The following is a 20,621-nucleotide window of genomic DNA, read 5'->3' on the forward strand; positions in this document are numbered from 1 at the left end:
CGCTTATTCTAAGCTACGAAGCGAATAAATTTATTTTTGCCCACCTGTAGGACTTTTCCGGCTAAAGCTTCGGCTGTCTCAAAACTTTTGTCCACATCGGTGATTTTCTCGCTATCGATCCTGACTGCGCCCCCCTGAATCTGTCTTCTCCCTTCGCCGCTACTTTTACATAAGCCGGTGGCCGCAAGAAGATAGAATAATTTCAGGGGAAAAGTGACCGATGTGAGGGAAAATTCGGGTACAGAGGCCGCAGCTGCCGTATTTCCCTGTAGAACTATCTCCTGCGCCGTTTTTTGTGCCTTTAATGCCTCCTCTGTCCCGTGAAACTGGGCAACTACCTCGATCGCCAGTTGTTTTTGTGCCTCTCGCGGATTGCTTGGCATAGCATCTAAGGGCAAGTTTGTCAATAGTTCGTAATAATCTTTTAACAAAGCGTCGGGGGTTTTTTCCAGTTTCGAGTACATGGACAGGGCCGATTCCCGCAATCCCACATAATTATTCAGGGATTTGGACATTTTTTGACTGCCATCGGTTCCGATTAAAATCGGTAAAAGTAGCCCGAATTGCGGTTTTTTGCCGAAATATTTCTGTAAATCGCGACCGACGGCAATATTAAATTTTTGATCGGTTCCTCCCAATTCGACATCGGCCTCAACAGCTACGGAATCATAACCCTGCATTAAGGGATAGAGAAATTCATGGAGAAAAATCGGGTTTTCCTTGTCGTAGCGTTCGGAAAAGCCTTCTTTTGCCAACATTTGCCCGACGGTCATGGTGGAGAGAAGTTCGAGAATTTGCGAGAGGTCTAATTTCCCCAACCATTCCGAGTTATAGCGAATTTCTAGGCGATTAGGGGTGTTAAAATCTAAAATTGGGCGTAATTGTGCCAGATAATTCTCGGCATTGGCTCTCACTTCTTCGCTGGTCAATTGTTTTCTAACTTCCGATTTTCCCGTCGGATCGCCGATTCTAGCGGTAAAATCGCCAATAATTACCACTGCTATATGACCAGCATCCTGGAAGGCCCGCAGTTTCCGAAAAGGAATACTATGACCTAGGTGAATATCGCTGCCGGTGGGGTCAATACCTAGTTTAATTCTTAAAGGGCGATCGGTGGTTTGCAGTAGTTGGGTTAAATTTTCCCTAGGATCTTGGGAGTTGGGTTGATGGGGGAATAAATCACTGGTTCCACGGGTTAGCCAGTCTAGGGAGGAAGATACGGTCATTGTTGCACATTTTCCACAGCCTTCCTATTATAGTTTTTTAGTATGTCAAGTAACAAGCAAAAGATAAATAAACTGGTATCCCAATAAGAGTCGATAACATCTTGACAATTCTCTCGATCAAATATAGAGTCTTAAAATCTTACTATCCCGAATTATCAAAAAATTTCCCTGTCTTGAATTGCGATCAGATAAGCCGATGAATCCTAGTTATAACAACTCCATACTATTGCAGAGGATCAAAGTTTCTGTAATTGTTTCTACCTATAAATCAGCGGAGTTTATCCGGGGTTGTCTAGAGGATTTGGTTACTCAAACTCTTTATGAAAAGGGAGAAGTAGAAATTATTATTATCGATAGTGCTTCTCCGGAGAATGAAGGGGAGATTATCCAAGAGTTTCAAGAAAATTATCCTAATATTATTTACCAGAGAACTCAAGAACGAGAAACCCTTTATCAAGCTTGGAATCGTGCTATTAAACTAGCTAGGGGTTCCTATATCACCAATGGGAATACTGATGATCGTCGCTGTTTTAATGCTCTGGAAATTATGGCTAATTATCTAGATAACAATAGAGAGATTAGTTTAGTTTATGCAGATCAATTAATTACCACCCTCAAAAATGATACTTTTGCCACCACCCCAGCTTTAAAACATTGGAATTGGCCAAATTACTCCTATGAACAGATGCGTCAAGGTTGTTGTGTGGGTTCTCAACCAATGTGGCGAAAAATGCTGCACGATAAATATGGTTATTTTCAGGAAAATTTTCACTGTGCTGGTGATTATGAATTTTGGTTAAGAATCGGCAGTCAAGGTGAAAAAATGGCTTTGATTCCTGAGATTTTAGGGTTATATTATTTAAATCTCCAAGGCTTAGAACATGGCAGTAATGGTCAAGCATTAGAGGAACATTATCAAGTGTGTAAAATCTATAAAATTCCCCACCCAGACATTAAGGATCTAGAAATTAAATCCAATCCAGTTAAGATGGAAGATTTAGGCATAATTTTACAGGAAGAGGAGCGAGAAAAATTACAAATAATTCAAGCTATCTCCCAGAAAAGATGCCCTATTATTGTTATTGATGGCGTGATTTTTCAAATCAATCAAGGAAAATTAGCCAGGGTTTGGTCTTCAATTCTAGAGCATTGGAGTCAATTAGAATTGAGTCAACAGATTGTTATTTTAGATAGAAATAACAGCGCACCAAGATGGGAAGAATTTAAATATTGGCCTGCGGAATCCTACGATTATAATTGTACGGGAAAGGATGCCAGAAAAATCCAAGCTATTTGCGATCGCCTACAGGCTAATTTATTTATTTCCACTTTTTATACCAGTCCCTTAACCACTCCTTCTCTACTTTTGCTTGCTTCTGAATCCCCAGAAGAAAATGGTAATTTACCAGTAGATTTAGAAAAACACTATGCAATTTTATCCGCTTCTAGAATCATCGCTTTTTCCTCTGATATTGCCCAAGATTTAAGAAAGTTATACCCCAAAATTACCCCCGAAAAGATTAATATTATCGAGCTTTTTGAAGTTAATCAAAAAATCGCTGAAGAAATCACTAATTTTTTCCAGTATGCGCTCAGGGAAAGTAAGGAATCAAGTCAGAATCAAGTCTGGTTAGAGTTAAGAAAGTTACAGGAAGCACAACAGATAATGTATCTGAAACAACAGCAAGATTATCGTACTATGCAAGGGATGGAAATATCCTTAAAAGAATTAGAAAATCATCATAATTATCTCCAGAAAAATAATCAGGAATTACGGGAAGAAATCAACTATTTGTCCTCTCGTAAGGGAATAGTAAAAACCCTAGCAAAAACTTCTATTTTACTTCTTGCTAAGATCAAGAAAAAACTCCCAATATTTTAGAAAATTAAGGCCAAGTTTCCTAACAACGATCCGATCCTGGCACAGCAGTGCCGAAAAGTGGTAAAGTAATGTTAAGAATTAGAGGAGAAAACACTGTGCCACATTCGATCGTCACTGGAATTTGTGAAGGGGTTGCTGATTGCGTTTCCGCTTGTCCTGTTGCTTGTATCCATCCAGGACCGGGTAAAAATGTTAAAGGAACCGATTGGTATTGGATTGATTTTGCCACTTGTATCGACTGTGGTATCTGTTTACAAGTATGTCCCGTCGAAGGTGCAATTCTGCCAGAAGAACGTCCCGATTTACAAAAAACTCCCTAATTTATCAGTTATCAGTTATCAGTTATCAGATGTAAGTTTTCAGTTTACTGTTTACTGAAAATGCTTCCCACTTCCCCATTCATAATTCATATTACTCTCTCCTATCTCCTTTTTACCTTACCATGGATTATCTTTTAGAAGTTGAACAAGTTTATGCCGGTTATGTGCAGGATTTATACATATTGCAAGGGGTTAACTTTCGCATTGCACCGAGGGAATTAGTCACGGTCATCGGTCCCAATGGTGCGGGAAAATCTACCCTCGCTAAGACGATTTTTGGTTTATTAAAACCCAGTGCTGGAACTATCACTTTTAAGGGACAAAATATCGTCGGTTGGAAATCTAATCAAATCGTTACGCTCGGAATGGGTTATGTTCCCCAAATCGCTAATGTTTTTCCATCCCTGAGCATCGAGGAAAATCTCGAAATGGGAGCTTTTACGAGCAAAGGAAATATAAAATCTTTAAAAGAGCGCATTTATGCCATGTTTCCCCGTTTGCTCGAGCGCCGTCGTCAGAAAGCTGGCACTTTATCCGGAGGAGAAAGACAGATGTTAGCCATGGGACGAGCGCTGATGTTGCAACCAGATTTATTAATTCTCGATGAACCTTCGGCAGCTTTATCTCCTATCTTAGTAACCAGCGTTTTTGAACAGATAAAAGCGATTAATCAGACGGGAACTGCAATTATTTTAGTGGAACAGAATGCCAAAAAAGCCCTAATGATGTCCGATCGAGGTTATGTTTTAGAAAGTGGTCAAGATCGTTTTCAGGGATCGGGTCAAGATTTACTCAATAACCCGAAAGTAGGGGAATTATACCTCGGGGCGGCTGATCATGGGGCCAAACGAGATGATTAGGAATTTGTTAAGGATTGAGGGGGATTTTGATTTCTTCCAGGAATTTATCCATCTGCATCAGTTCCAAGCTTCTTGCGGGAAGCTTTTGTTGCCTATTCTAGTGACAATAACCCCCAAAAACATGAGGTACATAGGGTTTGCTGAAAAAGTTTTTCAGCAAACCCTAAATATATCTGTGGATATTTATTAATCGATCAAGACAGTTGTGCTACTGCATTGAGAGCATAACTTTTAGTAATAAAAGGAGAAGTCATGGCTGTTAAAAGTCCTCCGTAATCAAGATTAAAACTGACTTCGCTTCCTACTTTTAACCTCTTGTTATGACTATCAAGAACTAGATGATCGCTACTGGAACCTAATATTTTTATCTCCTGACTTGTTTGTAATCCAGAGATAAGAACATCCTGTCTTCCTAATGCAATAATAACTCGACGGTGAATGCCTTGATCGATAAAGCTGGGAACATTACCAAAAGCATCTCGACCAATTTCTCCAGAGGGTAGAGATGGTTTATCTTTAGATTCGATTACTTCAGCAATTAACCGAAAAGCATCGGTATATAAGCCAGGTATCACTTGTCGATTAACTGTTTCACAACCTAATAAAATTGATTCTCCTAAACGCAGATTATTAATCCGACCAACTTCGCTACTTTTTTGATACCATTGATAGTTAGCAGAATTGCCTCCTGAAATAATCGGTAATTTTATTAAAAATTCCTGCTCAATTGTATCTGTTAACACAGATAATTTGCTCATATTATGGCTATCAGGTTTAATACCTCCATAACAAGCCAAATTACAACCCAGTCCAACAATTTTGATAAAGGGAAAAGCGAGGGTCTTTTTGATGAACTTGACGAGATCTTTCGGCAGTACACCTTCGCGTAAATCCCCTAACTCCGTCATGATAATAATGCGGTGTATTTTTTGCTTTTCTTGAGCATAATAGGAAAGTTCCTGAATTGTTGCTAATTCGGTATTTAAGCTGATATCTGCAATGTTAACCACTGATTCTGCTTGACTCAAGGCAGTACGCAACAGAACAAAAGTTGTCACTATTCCTGCTTGTTTCATTTTGAGAATATTTTCGATTCGAGAGTCAGCGATAAAGTTGACTCCACCTTGAATCATCGCCAAGGCGATCGAGGGATCACCCAAAATCGCTTTGGAAACTCCCATCACAGAAAGTCCCTTGCTGCCGTATAATTGGCAGAGTAAACGAGCATTATGGCGTATTTTCGGGAGAGAAATCTCGATTCTGGGTAAAAGGTCTTTCATCAGCCTATTTGCTCCCAATTGCGGGAATTGCAGCTAAAATTTCCCCTTTGATTTTCCGGTTTAATTTCGGAAAGCGATCGCATAAAGCTTGGACTAATTTCTCACATCCGTGTAACAAAACATCAGTAGTCGGTAACTGAAAATCTCGCTCATATTTGGCAATAATACGCTCAGTGGCTGCTGCGGTGAGATTTTCGTGATTAATCGCAATAGCGATAACTTTAGTGGGAGAAATTGCCTCAATTAGTGAAATTTCTTCCTGTAATTTTGGCATGGCTAAATGAGGAAAATCACAGCGAAATTTTCGGGCTGGGGGATGTTGTAAAATAATCCCATCAGGCCTACTTCCTTTCAAAATTCCCACGGAACTCATAAAAGCAGGATGACTCAGAGAACTTTGTCCTTCCACTAAAATAATATCGGGTTTTTCTTGCTCAAAAGCTTGAACCACAGCATTTTCAATTTCACCGATGACAAATTGAGAAACCAAAGCATCGATCGAAACCCCATATCTTGCTCCCTGCATCAAGCTAGTTTGTCCAGTAGCGACTAAGACAGACTTAATACCCAAGCCTTGGAGAGTTTGATTAACTGCCACCGCAGTGGTCATTTTTCCGCAAGCACAATCGGTTCCTAAAAAGGCAATAACGGGTATATTTACTTGGGAAATTTGCCCAGTAAATACATGAAGATCAGCTAATTGTGGTGGTTTACGAATGTCTGTAATTTGTACACCATACTGACTAGCTTGCTCCCTAAATTCTAAATCCTCGGAGAAGAATTGATGCAAACCATTAATAATATCCATTCCTGCTGCCATTGCTTCTAAAATTAGCAGCCTTTCTAGGGGGGGAATAAACGCTTCTAAGGGTGCTTTGCCGTAGATATAACAATTGGGAACATCTCTAAGTTTTTCTAAGGCTGTTTGTAAATTGGCAAAAATGGGAATATGATTTTTTTTGTCTCCTAATGCTTCTCCCGCATCTTTTCCTGTTAAGGAACTATCCAGCACACCAACAATTGTATATATTTCTGATTGTCGGATCAAGCCAGCTGCCGTTTTTCCGTCCACACGTCCAAACTGATTTTCACAGTAAATTAAAGCCGTTTTTTTCGTTGATACCACTTTCTTAATCTCCTGAATATTAGATAATTGAAATTTCACTCCTAACTCCCAGTAAGTAGGGAGGCACAATTATTTGTAGGATGGTTTAGCGGTAGCGTAACATGAGCGGGCGTTGGTTTTCATGCTTCAACCGTTCGGCTGAGCTCACGGCCGAAGCCCAACCTACGTTCATCTTATATTTAATTCCACCCACCTACTTAAGACTATTTATTCTTCTTCTTCTTCTTCTTCTTCTTCTATAGCATAATTATCTGGATCGATAATATCGTCTAGTTCTTCTAAAATTTGCAAATCGGGATGAGCATCAGGTTGACGTAATTTTAATCTTCCTGTCCGTTCTAACCAATGGAGAAGGGTTTCTTTGGAAGTTATCTGCATAACAGGAATTGCCTGATAGCGAGGTTCTTGACTAAGAGAAGGATTAAATTTCATACCTGTTGAATTTCCTTTGAGAAGTTATCTCTATTGGTTGTTCTATTGTTGATCACGAAGCAACCCACAAAAAACTGAAAAAAATTGTCAAGTTTAGCAAAGTAAAAAAGTTCAGCTGTCAGATTTACTATTTGGACAGATAGATAGAGTCGGTTCCAATATATGCTCCCGATACTTGGGATGCAGACTCTATGGTGTAAATTAAAGTTTTCTTGTCTCGCTCAACTTAAATGTCAATCCTACGGTTTTTATCTAGCTAACGGAAAAGGTGATTAATAACACCAAAGCAACCAATAAAACCGCCCCTAATCCTTGCAAAATATACCATTTTTGCTGTTCTAAAGATGGGGATTTTGATAGATAAATCTTGGGTTCGCTACCATAGTTATTGATGATTCCTTCATCATCTACTGTATAGCCCTCTGGGAGAGGTATATTAAGTGATTGATAGTTTTGCCCGTTTATATCTAGTTTAACCTCAGCAGGAATTAATTCACTTCCATCGCTTGGGGAATAGACTGTCGCACCTGTCTCTTGATTAGATTTAGTAGAGTAGTGCATGATTATCTCTCTTCAAAACCTGAGTATAACACAGAATAAGGCGAAATGGTTTTTCGGCTAATTTTTTCCTAGGGCTTTAATCAGCAAATTTGGCTAATGTCGGCAAATTAAAGCCAAAAATATGATTTTATAACTTGACAAAGCTAGATAAAAACATTTAGTCAACTCGCTATTCACTTTTTAGCATACCAGCGCCATAAAACTCGCGCTAAACGTTGGGGATCATGACTAACTTTGGCAGTAACTTCATCTTCTGCCATTACATTCGCTAAAACAATCCGATAACCCATTTTTCCCACCTCCTCGCGATCTAAAAACACAGGATGACTATGCTCTTGGGCGTATAATTGTAGAGATTGGGGCGATGGTGCAGTTCTTTGGGCCAAAACCGCATCAAAGATGCGTTCCTCGCAGACTTTTTCGATCGCCCGAATATGATCAGCCACCGAATAATTATCCGTTTCCCCCGGCTGGGTCATAATATTACAAACATAGACACGGGGGACTGTCACCTGTGCTAGGGCCTGACGAATTGCGGGAACCAACAAATTAGGGATAATACTGGTATAAAGACTACCCGGCCCGATGATAATATAATCTGCCTCCTTGATCGCCGCTAAAGCCGCCGGTAAAGCGACTGGATCGGCAGGATGACAGCCAATCTGACGAATTTGTCCCATAGCTTCGGTTATCTTCGATTCTCCCTCAATAATGCGCCCATCGGCTAACTTAGCCCAGAGACTAACATCGGTAAGGGTAGCAGGTAGCACTTTACCGCGAATGGCCAAAACTTTGGCACTAGCATCGATCGCCTGTTCCAGATCCCCAGTAATCTCGGTCATAGCGCTGATAAATAAATTACCAAAACTGTGGCCTGATAAACCATCTCCGGCATGAAAGCGATATTGAAACAATTCCGTTAATAACTTTTCCTCATCGGCTAAAGCGGCGATACAATTGCGAATATCCCCCGGGGGTAAAATGCCCATTTCCCGACGTAATCGGCCCGAAGAACCGCCATCATCAGCTACAGTGACAATAGCGGTGATATTAGAACTATACTGTTTTAAACCGCGTAAAAGCGTCGATAAACCCGTACCGCCACCAATTGCTACAATTTTCGGGCCGCGATGAAGACGACGATGGGTGCGTAGGAGATCAACTAATTCCTCCGATGCGTCCGGTTGTAGTGCTTCTGTAATCGTTTCGACGGTGCGACTCTGACCCCAGAATAACAAAAAGACACCCAGCAAAACCGCCAGCGGCCCAGAAACAGAATTAGGGACTAAACGGGCGATCGTTTCTAATGCTTGGGAAACAAACTCTAAAAAGCGATTAACTGGGGTTAATTTTACCCAAATAGCCAAACCGAAGGAGGTGAGAAAAACACCGGTTAAACTGATTAAAAGCCAGCGTTTGACAAAAAGACCGGGAGAAAGCCATTTAAACCAACGATTAACCCGTTTAGGCGTTTTTCTGCCCACAGAAGCGGCTATTTTCCCCTTCTGAGCGTTGAGTTCCCGTAGCGTCTGTTTAAATGGACTCATAGATGTGGCCTGGCAGCGAACGCATTGATTCTGGAGAGACTGTAGCCGAAAAACGGGACAAACTCAAGTTAACCTAACCTCCCACTTGGGAATAGGCCGCCTCGGAAATTGTGGGAATCTCGGCGTATTTGCCGATAACCGACTGTATAATGCTGTAAACACAGGCGGCAAATGCTCCCAAAAAGACGACGTTAAAAAGAGTTTCTACCACTAAATTCGCCCCACCCCTAGCGACGAAACCTAAGACCAATCCCAATAAATACACCAAAATATCGATTAAAATCGCCTGCATGGTGTTAAACCGGATAAAATGACTGATGCGGGGATTGCGTACCACAGCCAAAAAGAGGACGAAAAAGATAATTAAACTGCCAAAGCTTCCCAGAGAACTATAGAGAAAAGCTAAGGGAGTTAAAACTATTTCTAAGGCCTCTTTTAAAAAAGGGATTTGCTGAAAGATAAAGATCCCGAAGGCAAAAGCCGAATATAAGGGTAAAAGATATACTAAAGCTGCAAAAATGCGATCTTTTGTATCGGTTGAGCCGCGCCAAGTCATAATCTATTGTCTCCTGAGACTACTGCTAACTCTCTCCAAGATAACCCGGCAGCCCACCAGACTTCCCATAACCAAAGAAATTGATCGAGGCCGAAGATTGTTAGGCCTCGATCGAGTTATTCTCAAACAGAGACGGGGTGCTTGCTTTCCTGTAACAGAGCCAGATATTCCTCCTTAAAATACTTTAGGGTACTTAAAATCGGATTGGGGGCGCTTTGGCCAAGACCACAAAGACTGGTTTCTTTGACCATTTGACAGAGATGTTCTAGGTTTTCGAGGTCGTGAATATCGGCCTTTCGAGCGATAATTTTGGACAATAATTCAAACATTTGTACTGTTCCCGTGCGACAGGGGATACATTTACCACAGGACTCCTCGCGACAGAATTCCATATAGAATTTCGCCACTTCCACCATACTGGTGGTATCATCCATAACCACCATCCCCCCGGATCCCATCATCGAACCGAGTTTGGCTAAGGATTCGTAATCCACGGGAGTATCGAGTAAATTAGCGGGAATACAACCCCCAGAGGGGCCGCCGGTTTGTACCGCTTTCACTTGACCATCGGGAATACCACCCCCCATCTCCTCGACAATTTCCCGGAGAGTAATGCCCATCGGCACTTCAATCAGCCCATTATTGCGGATTTTTCCCGTTAAAGCGAAGATTTTTGTGCCTTTACTGCTGGCAGTACCGATATTGGCGTACCAAGCGGCTCCCTCGCGGATAATAGCGGCGATATTAGCGTAGGACTCCACGTTATTAATCAGGGTGGGACAACCATCGAGGCCCGATTGGGCCGGATAGGGGGGACGGGTGCGGGGAGTGCCGCGGCCGCCTTCGATGGAATGGATGAGAGCGGTTTCCTCTCCACAGACAAAAGCTCCCGCCCCGATGCGGATATCCACCTTAAAATCGAAAGTGGACTCGAATACTTGGGAACCCATTAAACCAAATTTTTTGGCCTGATTAATCGCTTTTTGCAGACGATCAATCGCCAGAGGGTATTCGGCTCTAACATAGATATAACCATGATCCGCCCCCACGGCATAGGCAGCGATCGCCATTCCTTCTAGGACTAAATGGGGGTCACTTTCCAAAACACTACGGTCCATAAACGCCCCGGGGTCGCCTTCATCAGCATTACAGATAACGTATTTTTGTTTACCCGGTTGTTTAGCCACCGTCGCCCATTTTAAACCAGTGGGATAACCGGCACCGCCCCGGCCGCGCAAACCGCTTTGGGTGATTTCCTCCACCACCTGGGCCGGAGTCATCTCGTAGAGGGCCTTGTAGAGAGATTGATAGCCACCGACGGCGATATATTCCTCAATGCGATCGGGATCGATTTTACCGCTATTTTCCCGGACAATTTTGACTTGATGGGAGAAAAAGGGATGTTTTGAGTCCCCTAATTGCACCTCGGTTTTGCCGCCGTTTAAGGCCGCAATAATGCTGGCCGCACTTTCCGGGGTGACTTCTTCGTATAGGAGATCCTGGGGATCCACTTCCACCAACGGACCGCGACCACAAAAACCCATACAACCGACCCCCACCACTTCGACTGTATCCTCTAGGTGTGCCTCTTTGACGGCGGTGGCGAGGTTTTTTTCGATTTGGAGGGAGTTAGCAGCTTGGCAACCGGTGGAAGTGCAACAATGCACCCGGATGCTTTTTTGTCTAGTTTTTTCCTTCTCGGCCACTGCCAATAATTCTTGTAAGTCCATATTCTTCTCAATCCACTAGAGTGAAAAATTACTGGGAGAAACTCTGTAGTTTCGCTAAGACAGTTTCCGAATCTTGTTTCGGGGCCACGACTCCATCGAAGACCACGGCCGGTGCAATCCCACAGGCCCCGATACAACGGGCCGACACTAGGGAAATTTCTCCATCGGCGGTGGTTTCTCCCACTTTGACATCAAAGGCGTTTTCGATGTCTTCGAGGATTTTGCCACTGCCTTTGACATAACAAGCGGTCCCCATACAGACGATACAGGTGTGTTTTCCCGCCGGTTTCAGGGAAAAGAGATGGTAGAAGGTTGCTACCCCATAGACGCGACTGAGGGGCAGTTTTAGCGCCCGGGCAACGTAGAGGAGAACATCTTCTTCTAGGAATCCGAAAGCTTCTTGGGCCTTGTGCAGGACTTCAATCAGGGCTGATTGATTATATCCTGCCCGCTTCATGGTGATGTCGAGGACTTTGAAGCGTTTATCGCCACTGGGATGCTCTTTTTTCTCCGTTTGACGAGGATTGGCAGTTTGCATAAATCTGAACCAAATAAATTTTAGGGGCGATGACGGGAAAAAGATGGAGAGTTGTCGGTTTTCCTTGGTCATCTCCCTGCTTTTATTCTGACACTGGCTCCCGAGGGCGATCGATAACTTTATCTTTCCTTTAGTTATTGGGGGATATTCAGTTATCAGTGACCAGTTATCAGTTATCAGTCAGGGATTAGGAGATGGGGAGATGGGGTAAAAAGCTGCACTTGTCTCAACACTATAACACCCTGAAGCAATCTCATATATTTAGAAAACGGGTTTCTTCGAGAAACCCGTTTTCTGAAAGCATCCCCCTTTTTTCCTAGGTTAAAGGGGTAAGGTCATAACAATATGTTGCCAAAGGCGACTTTTCAGAATATAATGTAGAAGAGTAGTCATTCATCGCTCAGATTAGTTAAGATGACATTACATGACTAATAATATTGACCATGATCGCTTATTTAAGGAGTTAATCTCCACCTTTTTTCTCGAATTTATCGAGTTATTTTTTCCTCAAGTAATGGATTATTTAGATAGGGACTCGATTACTTTTTTAGACAAAGAAGTATTTACCGATGTCACGGAAGGAGAAAGGTATGAAAGCGATTTAGTCGCACAAGTTAAGTTTCGCGGAAAAGAATCTTTCTTTCTGATTCATCTGGAGGCGCAGGAAAGTTCCCGCCAGTGGTTTAATCGGCGAATGTTTACTTATTTTGCTCGCTTTCATGAGAAATTTGTCTTACCGATTTATCCGATTGTAATTTTTTCTTATTCAAAGCCAAAAAGAGCAGCGATTAGTCAATATGTGGTCGATTTTCCCGATTTTAAGGTCTTAGAATTTAACTATCAAGTCGTGCAATTAAATCGGTTAAATTGGCGAGATTTTCTTAATCAACCGAATCCGGTTGCTTCGGCTTTGATGGCTAAGATGAACATTGCCGAGAAAGAGCGAGCAAAAGTTAAGGCCGAATGTCTGCGCTTGTTAATTACTTTAAGGTTAGATTCAGCGAGAATGCAATTAATTTCCGGATTTATTGATACATATCTCAATCTAAATCCTGCCGAAGAGATACAATTTCAAGAAGAGATTAGCACATTTAGTCAACCCGTACAGGAGGGAGTTATGCAAATTACCACCAGTTGGATGCGTCAAGGTATTGAACAAGGTATCGAACGGGAAAAGACATTGATTCTTCGTCAACTTAAACGCAAGTTAGGGGAGATTAATCCTTCATTGGAAACTAAAATCATGCAGTTAAGTATTGATGATGTTGAAGTATTAGGAGAAGCTTTATTCGATTTCTCTACGGTTGAAGATTTAATCAATTGGTTAAATACTTTAACTGCCTAGGTTTGACGTTAGCGATCGCATCTTCGCCATGACAAGGGGTAAGATTGCTTCGGAGAGAGAATTTCAGTTAACAGTTAATAGTTAGAAGTGAGGTCTGCCAAAGGGAATTGACAGACCGCAAAACATAGGATAGCATTTGTATAATTCTTATCAAAATACGGAGAAAATATGACTCTAGTTATTTCCCAAGAAGTGATTAAAGCAAGTGGTTTATCAGAGGATGAACTGTTGAAGGAAATTGTTGTTATGTTATTCCAACAAGATAAGATTAGCTTAGGAAAAGCAAGTGAGTTATTAGGTATTAATCAAATAAAGTTTCAACGGATGCTTTCTGAACGAGGAATTTGTATTCACTATGATGTTGCTGAGTTTCAGCAAGATATTAAGCATTTAAAAGAGAAAGGTTGGCTATGATTATTATTAGCGATACTTCTCCTCTCAGCAGTCTTGCTCTTGTTGGTTATCTGTCAATCTTAAAAGATATTTATACTAATGTTGTTATTCCCCAAGCAGTTGCCAATGAATTAGCCAATTTAACTGAGGAAGATATCCGCATTAAAGCGATAATTTCTCTGAACTGGATACAGGTTAAACAAGCCGCTAATTTGGAACTTGTGGCTTGTTTGAGGAATGAATATAATTTAGATATTGGCGAAGCAGAAGCAATCGCTCTTGCCTTAGAATTAAAAGCAGATGAATTGTTAATTGATGAACGTCTCGGACGGAGGGAGGCTGTGCGTTTGGGACTGTCAATTACGGGGGTTCTAGGAGTTCTTTTAATTGCTAAAAATAGAGGATTAGTTTCTAAGGTTAAACCGATAATGGAGTCTCTAATTAGCCAAGCAAACTTTCGCATTAGTCATCAACTTTATGAGGAGGTTTTGCAAACTGCAAATGAATTAGATTAAGTTGTGAGGGGGGAATTGAGAGACAATATTCAGAAAAACTGATGATTTAGAAATACAGTTTTCCCGATCAATGTTAATTTCTGTTAAAGAGGTCTTGAAAAATTGGGGATTGTTGGGCTAAAACTGTTAGCAATAAACTTTTGCAGTTAACGTCATGACTTCTTCACTGTTGCCGATTCTTCCTGTTGTTGACGATGTTTTGTTCAATTTTGCTCAATCTGATGGTTTTTGGGCGAATTTGGCTATCGCTTTTGGCACAAGTTATGATGTGGTTAAAGCGACGCAATTACGACAACAGTGGAAAAGCCGAAATTTTAGTCAAATTCCCCCAATTGAGGTACTTAGTGATGAGGTTTTGGGGACGGCGAATGGTGCATATTCCAGCAGTACCAATAAGATTTATCTATCAGCATCTTTTTTGAATACGGCATCGTCAGCAGCGATAATTCATGTAATTTTAGAAGAAATTGGGCATTATGTAGATGCTCAAATTAATCCGGTGGATAGCGCCGGAGATGAGGGGGCAATTTTTGCGGAGTTGGTGCGGGGAAATAGTCTGGATGTGGCAACCTTAGACGCTTTACGAGCAGAGAATGACCAGACAACAATAATAGTAAATGGGGAAAGTATTCAAGTAGAACAGGCAGATTTTACAGGAACGCCAGGGAATGATAATATTACGGGTACATCAGGAAATGATCGTCTCTACGGGTTAGATGGAAATGATACTTTAAATGGTAACGATGGACAGGATCTCCTAGAAGGTGGAGATGGCGATGATGTGTTGTTGGGAGGAGCAGGAAATGAGCAAGGTTGGACTGGAAGCTTTGACGGTGGAATTTATGGGGGTAATGGTAATGATAGCTTAGACGGGGGTTCAGGAGATGATTATCTCGATCCCGGAGACGGGAACGATACTATTAACGGTAGTTCAGGTATTGACACCCTGTTATTAAACTATGGTAGTCAAACGACAACTGTTACTGTCACCTATACAACTACTACAAACGGCACATCTTCAGTTGGTGACACCTTCCAATCTATTGAAATTATTAATCTTACCACTGGTAGTGGCAATGATGTTCTTAACCTCAGTGCTATCAGTGGCAATAATAGTATAATTAATAGCGGTAGTGGTAATGACTCTATCATCTCTGGACTTGGTAATGATCGTCTCTACGGGTTAGATGACAATGATACTTTAAATGGTAACGATGGACAGGATCTCCTAGAAGGTGGAGATGGCGATGATGTGTTGTTGGGAGGAGCAGGAAATGAGCAAGGTTGGACTGGAAACTTTGACGGCGGAATTTACGGGGGTAATGGTAATGATACTCTACAAGGAACCAATAACGGTACAGGAGAATCTGATTATCTACAAGGAGGTTCAGGAGGCGATCGCTTTATCCTTGCAGATACTACAAAGACCTTCTATGATGACGGTAATAGCACCCTTCCGGGTGATAACGACTACGCGACAATTGCCGACTTTAACACCACTGATGATATTATTCAACTACGAGGTTCAAGTAGTAACTATCTGTTATCGGTTGATGGTTCTAATACTAAACTCTACATCAACAAACCAGGCAGCGAACCAGATGAACTTATTGCAGTTATCAACAATCAAACAGCATTAAGTCTAACTGCTAGTTATTTTAGCTATGTTTCTAGTCCGACTCTTCCCAGTATTACTCTTGCAGTTTCTCCCGCAAGTGTGACAGAAGACGGGACAACAAATCTGGTTTATACCTTCACTCGTAGCGGAGTAACAACTAATCCTTTAACAGTCAATTACACCCTCGGAGGGACAGGGACTCTTAATACCGATTACACTCGTACAGGGACTACCAATACTGTCACCTTTGCTGCTGGTTCATCCACTGCGACGGTAACCGTTGACCCCACTGCTGATGCTACAGTTGAAAGTAATGAAACTGTTATTTTAACCCTTGCTGCGGGGACAGGTTATACAGTAGGTACGACCACCCCAGTGACGGGAACAATTAATAATGATGACAGTGCCTCTATTTCAATCAATGACGTAACTGTTAGCGAAGGAAATAGCGGGACTACCAATGCAGTCTTTACCGTCACCCTTTCCAATCCAGTTGATACATCTGTCACCCTCAATTACTCTACAGCCAATGGAACCGCTACCACAGCAGATAATGATTATACGGCGATTGCTACTACTCCCTTAACCTTCAATGTTGGGGAGACTTCTAAGACGATTACTGTTGCTGTCAATGGCGATACTAAAGTTGAAAATAACGAGACTTTCTTCGTCAATCTGAGTAACTTACAAGCCAATGGTCGTAATGTTACGATAAACGATAATCAAGGACAAGGTACGATTAATAATGACGATAGCACTGTCACCTCGCAACTCTCCATCAACGACATCACCGTGGTGGAAGGTCAAAATAGTAATGCCATCCTCACTGTTACTGTCAATAACCCCAATCCACAACAAATTACTGTCAACTATACCACTACACCCATTAACGCTATCGCTAATGTAGATTACACTATCCAGACAGGAACCCTCACCATTGCTGCTAATACTTCCACTGCTACTATTAGCATTCCCATCTTCAATGATAACCTCAATGAAGCCGATGAAGCTTTTACAGTAACCCTATCAAATCCGGTTAATGCTACCATCAATCCCGACGAAGCAATTGGACAGGTAATTATTACTGACACCCTACAAAGCGCAATTACTCGCACCTTACCCACTAATGTGGAAAACCTCAGACTAATTGGCAGTAATAATATTAATGGTACAGGTAACGCTGCTAACAATAAAATTACCGGAAATAGCGGTAACAATATCCTCGCTGGTGCTAATGGTAACGATATTTACTGCTTCAATGCTTCAACCCCATTAGGAAGCGATACCATCCAAGAAACTACCACCGGCGGTATCGATACCCTCGACTTTACTGGGACAAATACCTCAGTAAGAGTTAACTTGGGTGTTACTACAAACCAAACCGCCGTTACCAATAATCTAAGATTGACTTTTTCGGCAAATAACACCATCGAAAATATTATTGGTGATAGCGGTAATGACCGACTAACTGGGAATAGCCTTAATAATACTCTAACTGGTGGTGGTGGCAACGATCAATTAACTGGTCAAAACGGAAACGATAGTTTAATTGGTGGTTTTGGCGATGATTTACTCACCGGTGGTAATGGTAGCGATAATTTTATCTTCAATAGTAGTAATTTAGGCATCGATGCCATCAGCGATTTCACCCCCGGCAGTGATAAAATAGTATTAAGTAAAGCCATATTTACCGCCTTACAAAGTGTCATTGGCAATGGCTTCAGTCAACTGGCTGAATTTGCCAGCGTCGATGATGATGATTTAGTCGCCATTAGCAGCGCCTTTATCGTTTACAGTAACAGCAGTGGCAGTATTTACTACAATCAAAATGGTAGTGCTGCTGGCTTAGGAAGTGGCTCTGAATTTGCCAATTTGTTGACTGTTCCTACCCTGATAGCGGCTGATTTCACACTGATAAATTAACCTAGCCACACAGAGAAAAAGGGTTTCTCGAAGAAACCCTTTTTCTGGACTTGTGTTAAGGGTTACAGGTTCACCCATAGACTGACATCGAAAACAAAACACCCCAAGAGAGCGAGAGAGCAAAAACGAGGAAAATATTAAGAATTGTGTAAAAAGCTTGACAAATAGGCAAAAGTGCAGTATGCGAAACCGAGGACTAAGCTAACCTGTGGATAGGATGCACAATCAGTATTCAGGTCTTGATTCGGTAGGGCCAGCACTCAAATTAATATTTGCAACCATAGAGAAAAGGTTATATAAATCTAACTAATCATTGACTTGAGTAATTGGTATTTTACAAATCCCTGAAAGCAAGTCACCATAGGAATTAAGCAAATGCAGTTCCGAATCAAATCCTGTGGGAGATAGAAATTATGGTTGCTTTAATCACCCCAAAACCCGCTAAAACCAGCCGTTTAACCACACAAATCCAAGAAATCGCTGAAAATACCTTTACCCTGCGCTGTTTGGATTGGGACCGCGATCGCTTTGATATCGAATTTGGTTTAGAAAACGGTACCACTTATAACTCTTTTGTTATTCAAGGGGAAAAAACGGCCCTCATTGATACATCTCACCGCAAATTCGATCGCCTTTATCTGGAGGAATTAACTAAACTAATCAACATCAATCATCTTGATTATTTAATTATCAGTCACACCGAACCCGACCACAGTGGTTTAGTCAAAGAAGTTTTAGAATTAGTCCCAGAAGTTACCGTGGTGGGGGCAAAAGTTGCCATGCAATTCCTCGAAAACATGGTACACAGACCCTTTAAACAGTTAATAGTTAAAAGTGGTGATACTTTAGATTTAGGTAATGGCCATGTTTTAGAATTTGTTGCGGCCCCTAATCTTCATTGGCCTGATACTATCTTCACTTTTGATGCTAAAACTGCCACCCTTTTTACCTGTGATGCCTTCGGAATGCACTTTTGTGATGATCAAACCTACGATCAAGAAAAAGAGCTGCTAGAAGGCGATTTTCAAACCTATTATGACTGTCTGATGCGACCGAATGCTCGTTCAGTTTTAGGGGCAATTAAAAGAATCGAGAAATTTGAAATTAATCTCATTGCCACTGGTCACGGCCCCCTATTAAAACACCATATTTCTGATTGGGTGGGACGCTATCAAACTTGGAGTCAAGAACAAACTTCTGCTGATACTTTAGTGACTGTATTTTTTACCCAAGATTACGGACAAAGCGAACATTTAGCTACTATGATCAGTCAGGGTTTGACTAAAAATGATGTGGTGACAGAATTAGTCGATATGAATAATGCTGATCCCCACGAAGTCAGAGAATTGATCAATCAATCTAAGGGAGTTATCATCGGAATGCCTCCCCAATCTTCCCCGATTAACCAGACGATTTTAAGCACGATTATTGCTTCAATTAATGGCAAACAAGCGGTGGGATTATTTGAGTCAGGAGGTGGGGAAGATGAACCAATTTTCCCCTTAAGAAATAAATTACAGGAAATCGGGGCGATCGAAGCTTTTCCTCCTCTTTTAGTTAAAGACAATTCCAATCAATCCCTCGATTTGATTGCCGATGAAGCAGGAACCGACCTCGGCCAATGGTTAAGCCGAGAAAAAACGATTAAACAAATTAAATCGATTAATAACGACTTAGAAAAGGCTCTAGGACGTATTAGCACCGGATTGTACTTAATTACTTCCCAAAAAGCTGATTTATCCAGTGCCATGATTGCCTCTTGGGTGACACAAGCAAGTTTAAATCCTTTAGGTGTGGCGATTGCAGTGGCTAAAGATCGAGCAATGGTATCCTTTTTACAGCCTAGCGATACCTTTGTTTTAAATGTTTTGGCTGAGGATAATTACCAGAAATTAATGAAACATTTCCTCAAGCGTTTCTCTCCCGGTGCCAATCGTTTTGAAGGCATTAAAACCTATACTGCTAACAATGGATCACCAATTTTAGCCGATGCCTTAGCTTATATAGAATGTGAAGTAACCAGTCGTTTAGATTGCGGCGATCATTGGGTAGTTTATTGTACTGTTAATAGCGGACGAGTTGCCCGTTTAGATACCTTAACTGCTGTCCATCATCGCAAAGTTGGCAACCATTATTAACAGTTATCAGTTATCAGTTATCAGTTATCAGTTATCAGTTATCAGTGAAAAAGGCTCCCCAATTCATAATTCATAATTCACAATTCCCTAACAGCTAACACCAAATTCTATCAATCTTAGGAGCAATAAAATGTACGAACCAATTAAAAATCCTTCCCCAATGATGGTGCGAGTAGTGCAAGTCTTAGAAATGATTCAAGATTTAATTGTCATTTCTCTCTGTATTGGTTTATTTAGCTTCATGGTGTTAGAAGTCAGAGAAATGTTTATGTCGCTGCTGCCACCGATTCAATTTCGGATTATTACCGCCGATATTTTATTCCTCTTAATTCTAGTAGAATTGTTCCGATTGTTAATTATTTATTTGCAAGAAAAACGAGTTTCTATCGGTGTTGCTGTGGAAGTTTCTATCGTCTCGGTTTTGCGAGAATTAATTGTCAGAGGAGTCCTAGAAACTAATTGGACACAAGTATTAGCCGCCTGTGCTTTTCTAATAGTTCTTGGCACATTAATGGTGTTAAGAGTTTGGCTTCCTCCCACCTTTGAAGGTATCGATCCCGAACAAAAAGTTTCGGAGCGTTATCGTCAACATTTAGTTAAAGAATTAACTGAAATAAACAGCAAAACTTAA

General features: G+C 41.3%; 18 protein-coding genes. 9 read left to right on the plus strand and 9 right to left on the minus strand.

Features of this window, described 5'->3' with window-relative positions:
- Positions 1 to 8: 8 nt before the first annotated feature.
- Positions 9 to 1,226, minus strand: coding sequence for a tyrosine--tRNA ligase (gene tyrS, locus ACOCD9_RS16895; protein ID WP_419548018.1), 1,218 nt, complete (start codon positions 1,224 to 1,226; stop codon positions 9 to 11).
- A 196-nt stretch (positions 1,227 to 1,422) separates the two neighbouring features.
- Here tyrS and ACOCD9_RS16900 point away from each other — a divergent pair, with 196 nt between their 5' ends.
- The 3 genes from ACOCD9_RS16900 (at position 1,423) to ACOCD9_RS16910 (ending at position 4,288) form a co-directional block, all read left to right on the plus strand.
- Positions 1,423 to 3,108 carry a glycosyltransferase gene (locus tag ACOCD9_RS16900; RefSeq protein ID WP_287703479.1) on the plus strand — a complete coding sequence of 562 codons (1,686 nt, stop codon included), beginning with the start codon at positions 1,423 to 1,425 and terminating at the stop codon, positions 3,106 to 3,108.
- A 95-nt stretch (positions 3,109 to 3,203) separates the two neighbouring features.
- A complete protein-coding gene (locus ACOCD9_RS16905) occupies positions 3,204 to 3,428 on the plus strand; it encodes an indolepyruvate ferredoxin oxidoreductase subunit alpha (protein ID WP_016516721.1) in 225 nt (74 codons plus the stop codon).
- A gap of 122 nt (positions 3,429 to 3,550) precedes the next feature.
- Complete coding sequence (locus ACOCD9_RS16910; protein WP_287703477.1) at positions 3,551 to 4,288, plus strand: ABC transporter ATP-binding protein; 738 nt, start codon at positions 3,551 to 3,553, stop codon at positions 4,286 to 4,288.
- 194 nt (positions 4,289 to 4,482) lie between these two features.
- Here the strand turns inward: ACOCD9_RS16910 and ACOCD9_RS16915 are convergent, their stop codons facing one another.
- The 8 genes from ACOCD9_RS16915 to hoxE form a co-directional block, all read right to left on the minus strand.
- The gene (locus ACOCD9_RS16915) at positions 4,483 to 5,568 is read right to left on the minus strand and encodes an alanine/ornithine racemase family PLP-dependent enzyme (protein WP_002803441.1); all 1,086 of its coding nucleotides are present in this window, start codon (positions 5,566 to 5,568) and stop codon (positions 4,483 to 4,485) included.
- Positions 5,569 to 5,572: 4 nt separating this feature from the next.
- Positions 5,573 to 6,733: a DUF1611 domain-containing protein gene (locus tag ACOCD9_RS16920; protein WP_004158270.1), complete on the minus strand. Its 1,161-nt coding sequence runs from the start codon at positions 6,731 to 6,733 to the stop codon at positions 5,573 to 5,575.
- A gap of 168 nt (positions 6,734 to 6,901) precedes the next feature.
- Positions 6,902 to 7,126 (minus strand): DUF3134 family protein, encoded by a 225-nt coding sequence (locus tag ACOCD9_RS16925; RefSeq protein WP_287703473.1) that lies wholly within the window; start codon positions 7,124 to 7,126, stop codon positions 6,902 to 6,904.
- Between the two features lie 252 nt (positions 7,127 to 7,378).
- Positions 7,379 to 7,687: a photosystem II assembly protein Psb34 gene (gene psb34 / locus ACOCD9_RS16930; protein WP_149987205.1), complete on the minus strand. Its 309-nt coding sequence runs from the start codon at positions 7,685 to 7,687 to the stop codon at positions 7,379 to 7,381.
- A 173-nt stretch (positions 7,688 to 7,860) separates the two neighbouring features.
- Positions 7,861 to 9,234, minus strand: a complete 1,374-nt coding sequence (locus ACOCD9_RS16935; protein WP_287703471.1) for a gluconeogenesis factor YvcK family protein — start codon at positions 9,232 to 9,234, stop codon at positions 7,861 to 7,863.
- A gap of 73 nt (positions 9,235 to 9,307) precedes the next feature.
- Positions 9,308 to 9,790, minus strand: coding sequence for a Tic20 family protein (locus ACOCD9_RS16940; protein ID WP_287703469.1), 483 nt, complete (start codon positions 9,788 to 9,790; stop codon positions 9,308 to 9,310).
- Positions 9,791 to 9,912: 122 nt separating this feature from the next.
- On the minus strand, positions 9,913 to 11,520 hold the full coding sequence (gene nuoF, locus ACOCD9_RS16945; RefSeq protein ID WP_419548019.1) for an NADH-quinone oxidoreductase subunit NuoF: 1,608 nt from the start codon (positions 11,518 to 11,520) through the stop codon (positions 9,913 to 9,915).
- A gap of 28 nt (positions 11,521 to 11,548) precedes the next feature.
- Positions 11,549 to 12,058 (minus strand): bidirectional hydrogenase complex protein HoxE, encoded by a 510-nt coding sequence (gene hoxE / locus ACOCD9_RS16950; protein ID WP_419548020.1) that lies wholly within the window; start codon positions 12,056 to 12,058, stop codon positions 11,549 to 11,551.
- A gap of 424 nt (positions 12,059 to 12,482) precedes the next feature.
- Between hoxE and ACOCD9_RS16955 the strand changes: the two genes are divergently transcribed.
- The 6 genes from ACOCD9_RS16955 (at position 12,483) to ACOCD9_RS16980 (ending at position 20,621) form a co-directional block, all read left to right on the plus strand.
- Positions 12,483 to 13,403 (plus strand): Rpn family recombination-promoting nuclease/putative transposase, encoded by a 921-nt coding sequence (locus ACOCD9_RS16955; protein WP_419548021.1) that lies wholly within the window; start codon positions 12,483 to 12,485, stop codon positions 13,401 to 13,403.
- Positions 13,404 to 13,571: 168 nt separating this feature from the next.
- Positions 13,572 to 13,817 carry a UPF0175 family protein gene (locus tag ACOCD9_RS16960; RefSeq protein WP_002739258.1) on the plus strand — a complete coding sequence of 82 codons (246 nt, stop codon included), beginning with the start codon at positions 13,572 to 13,574 and terminating at the stop codon, positions 13,815 to 13,817.
- Positions 13,814 to 14,311, plus strand: a complete 498-nt coding sequence (locus tag ACOCD9_RS16965; protein WP_287703463.1) for a DUF3368 domain-containing protein — start codon at positions 13,814 to 13,816, stop codon at positions 14,309 to 14,311. Before ACOCD9_RS16960 ends, ACOCD9_RS16965 begins: the two co-directional genes overlap by 4 nt.
- Positions 14,312 to 14,465: 154 nt before the next feature.
- Positions 14,466 to 17,852, plus strand: a complete 3,387-nt coding sequence (locus ACOCD9_RS16970; RefSeq protein ID WP_419548022.1) for a beta strand repeat-containing protein — start codon at positions 14,466 to 14,468, stop codon at positions 17,850 to 17,852.
- Between the two features lie 413 nt (positions 17,853 to 18,265).
- Positions 18,266 to 19,990: a diflavin flavoprotein gene (locus tag ACOCD9_RS16975; protein WP_419548023.1), complete on the plus strand. Its 1,725-nt coding sequence runs from the start codon at positions 18,266 to 18,268 to the stop codon at positions 19,988 to 19,990.
- A gap of 130 nt (positions 19,991 to 20,120) precedes the next feature.
- Positions 20,121 to 20,621: a phosphate-starvation-inducible PsiE family protein gene (locus ACOCD9_RS16980; protein ID WP_419548024.1), complete on the plus strand. Its 501-nt coding sequence runs from the start codon at positions 20,121 to 20,123 to the stop codon at positions 20,619 to 20,621.

The organism is Microcystis sp. (assembly GCF_048564745.1).
In the GTDB taxonomy this organism is placed as follows: domain Bacteria; phylum Cyanobacteriota; class Cyanobacteriia; order Cyanobacteriales; family Microcystaceae; genus Microcystis; species Microcystis ichthyoblabe_A.

Excerpts from the sequence above, each read along its gene's own strand:
- tyrS (WP_419548018.1), bottom strand. The coding sequence starts at position 1,226 with ATGACCGTATCTTCCTCCCTAGACTGGCTAACCCGTGGAACCAGTGAT.
- ACOCD9_RS16900 (WP_287703479.1), top strand. The coding sequence starts at position 1,423 with ATGAATCCTAGTTATAACAACTCCATACTATTGCAGAGGATCAAAGTT.
- ACOCD9_RS16910 (WP_287703477.1), top strand. The coding sequence starts at position 3,551 with ATGGATTATCTTTTAGAAGTTGAACAAGTTTATGCCGGTTATGTGCAG.
- ACOCD9_RS16915 (WP_002803441.1), bottom strand. The coding sequence starts at position 5,568 with ATGAAAGACCTTTTACCCAGAATCGAGATTTCTCTCCCGAAAATACGC.
- ACOCD9_RS16925 (WP_287703473.1), bottom strand. The coding sequence starts at position 7,126 with ATGAAATTTAATCCTTCTCTTAGTCAAGAACCTCGCTATCAGGCAATT.
- psb34 (WP_149987205.1), bottom strand. The coding sequence starts at position 7,687 with ATGCACTACTCTACTAAATCTAATCAAGAGACAGGTGCGACAGTCTAT.
- ACOCD9_RS16935 (WP_287703471.1), bottom strand. The coding sequence starts at position 9,234 with ATGAGTCCATTTAAACAGACGCTACGGGAACTCAACGCTCAGAAGGGG.
- ACOCD9_RS16940 (WP_287703469.1), bottom strand. The coding sequence starts at position 9,790 with ATGACTTGGCGCGGCTCAACCGATACAAAAGATCGCATTTTTGCAGCT.
- nuoF (WP_419548019.1), bottom strand. The coding sequence starts at position 11,520 with ATGGACTTACAAGAATTATTGGCAGTGGCCGAGAAGGAAAAAACTAGA.
- hoxE (WP_419548020.1), bottom strand. The coding sequence starts at position 12,058 with ATGCAAACTGCCAATCCTCGTCAAACGGAGAAAAAAGAGCATCCCAGT.
- ACOCD9_RS16955 (WP_419548021.1), top strand. The coding sequence starts at position 12,483 with ATGACTAATAATATTGACCATGATCGCTTATTTAAGGAGTTAATCTCC.
- ACOCD9_RS16960 (WP_002739258.1), top strand. The coding sequence starts at position 13,572 with ATGACTCTAGTTATTTCCCAAGAAGTGATTAAAGCAAGTGGTTTATCA.
- ACOCD9_RS16965 (WP_287703463.1), top strand. The coding sequence starts at position 13,814 with ATGATTATTATTAGCGATACTTCTCCTCTCAGCAGTCTTGCTCTTGTT.
- ACOCD9_RS16970 (WP_419548022.1), top strand. The coding sequence starts at position 14,466 with ATGACTTCTTCACTGTTGCCGATTCTTCCTGTTGTTGACGATGTTTTG.
- ACOCD9_RS16975 (WP_419548023.1), top strand. The coding sequence starts at position 18,266 with ATGGTTGCTTTAATCACCCCAAAACCCGCTAAAACCAGCCGTTTAACC.
- ACOCD9_RS16980 (WP_419548024.1), top strand. The coding sequence starts at position 20,121 with ATGTACGAACCAATTAAAAATCCTTCCCCAATGATGGTGCGAGTAGTG.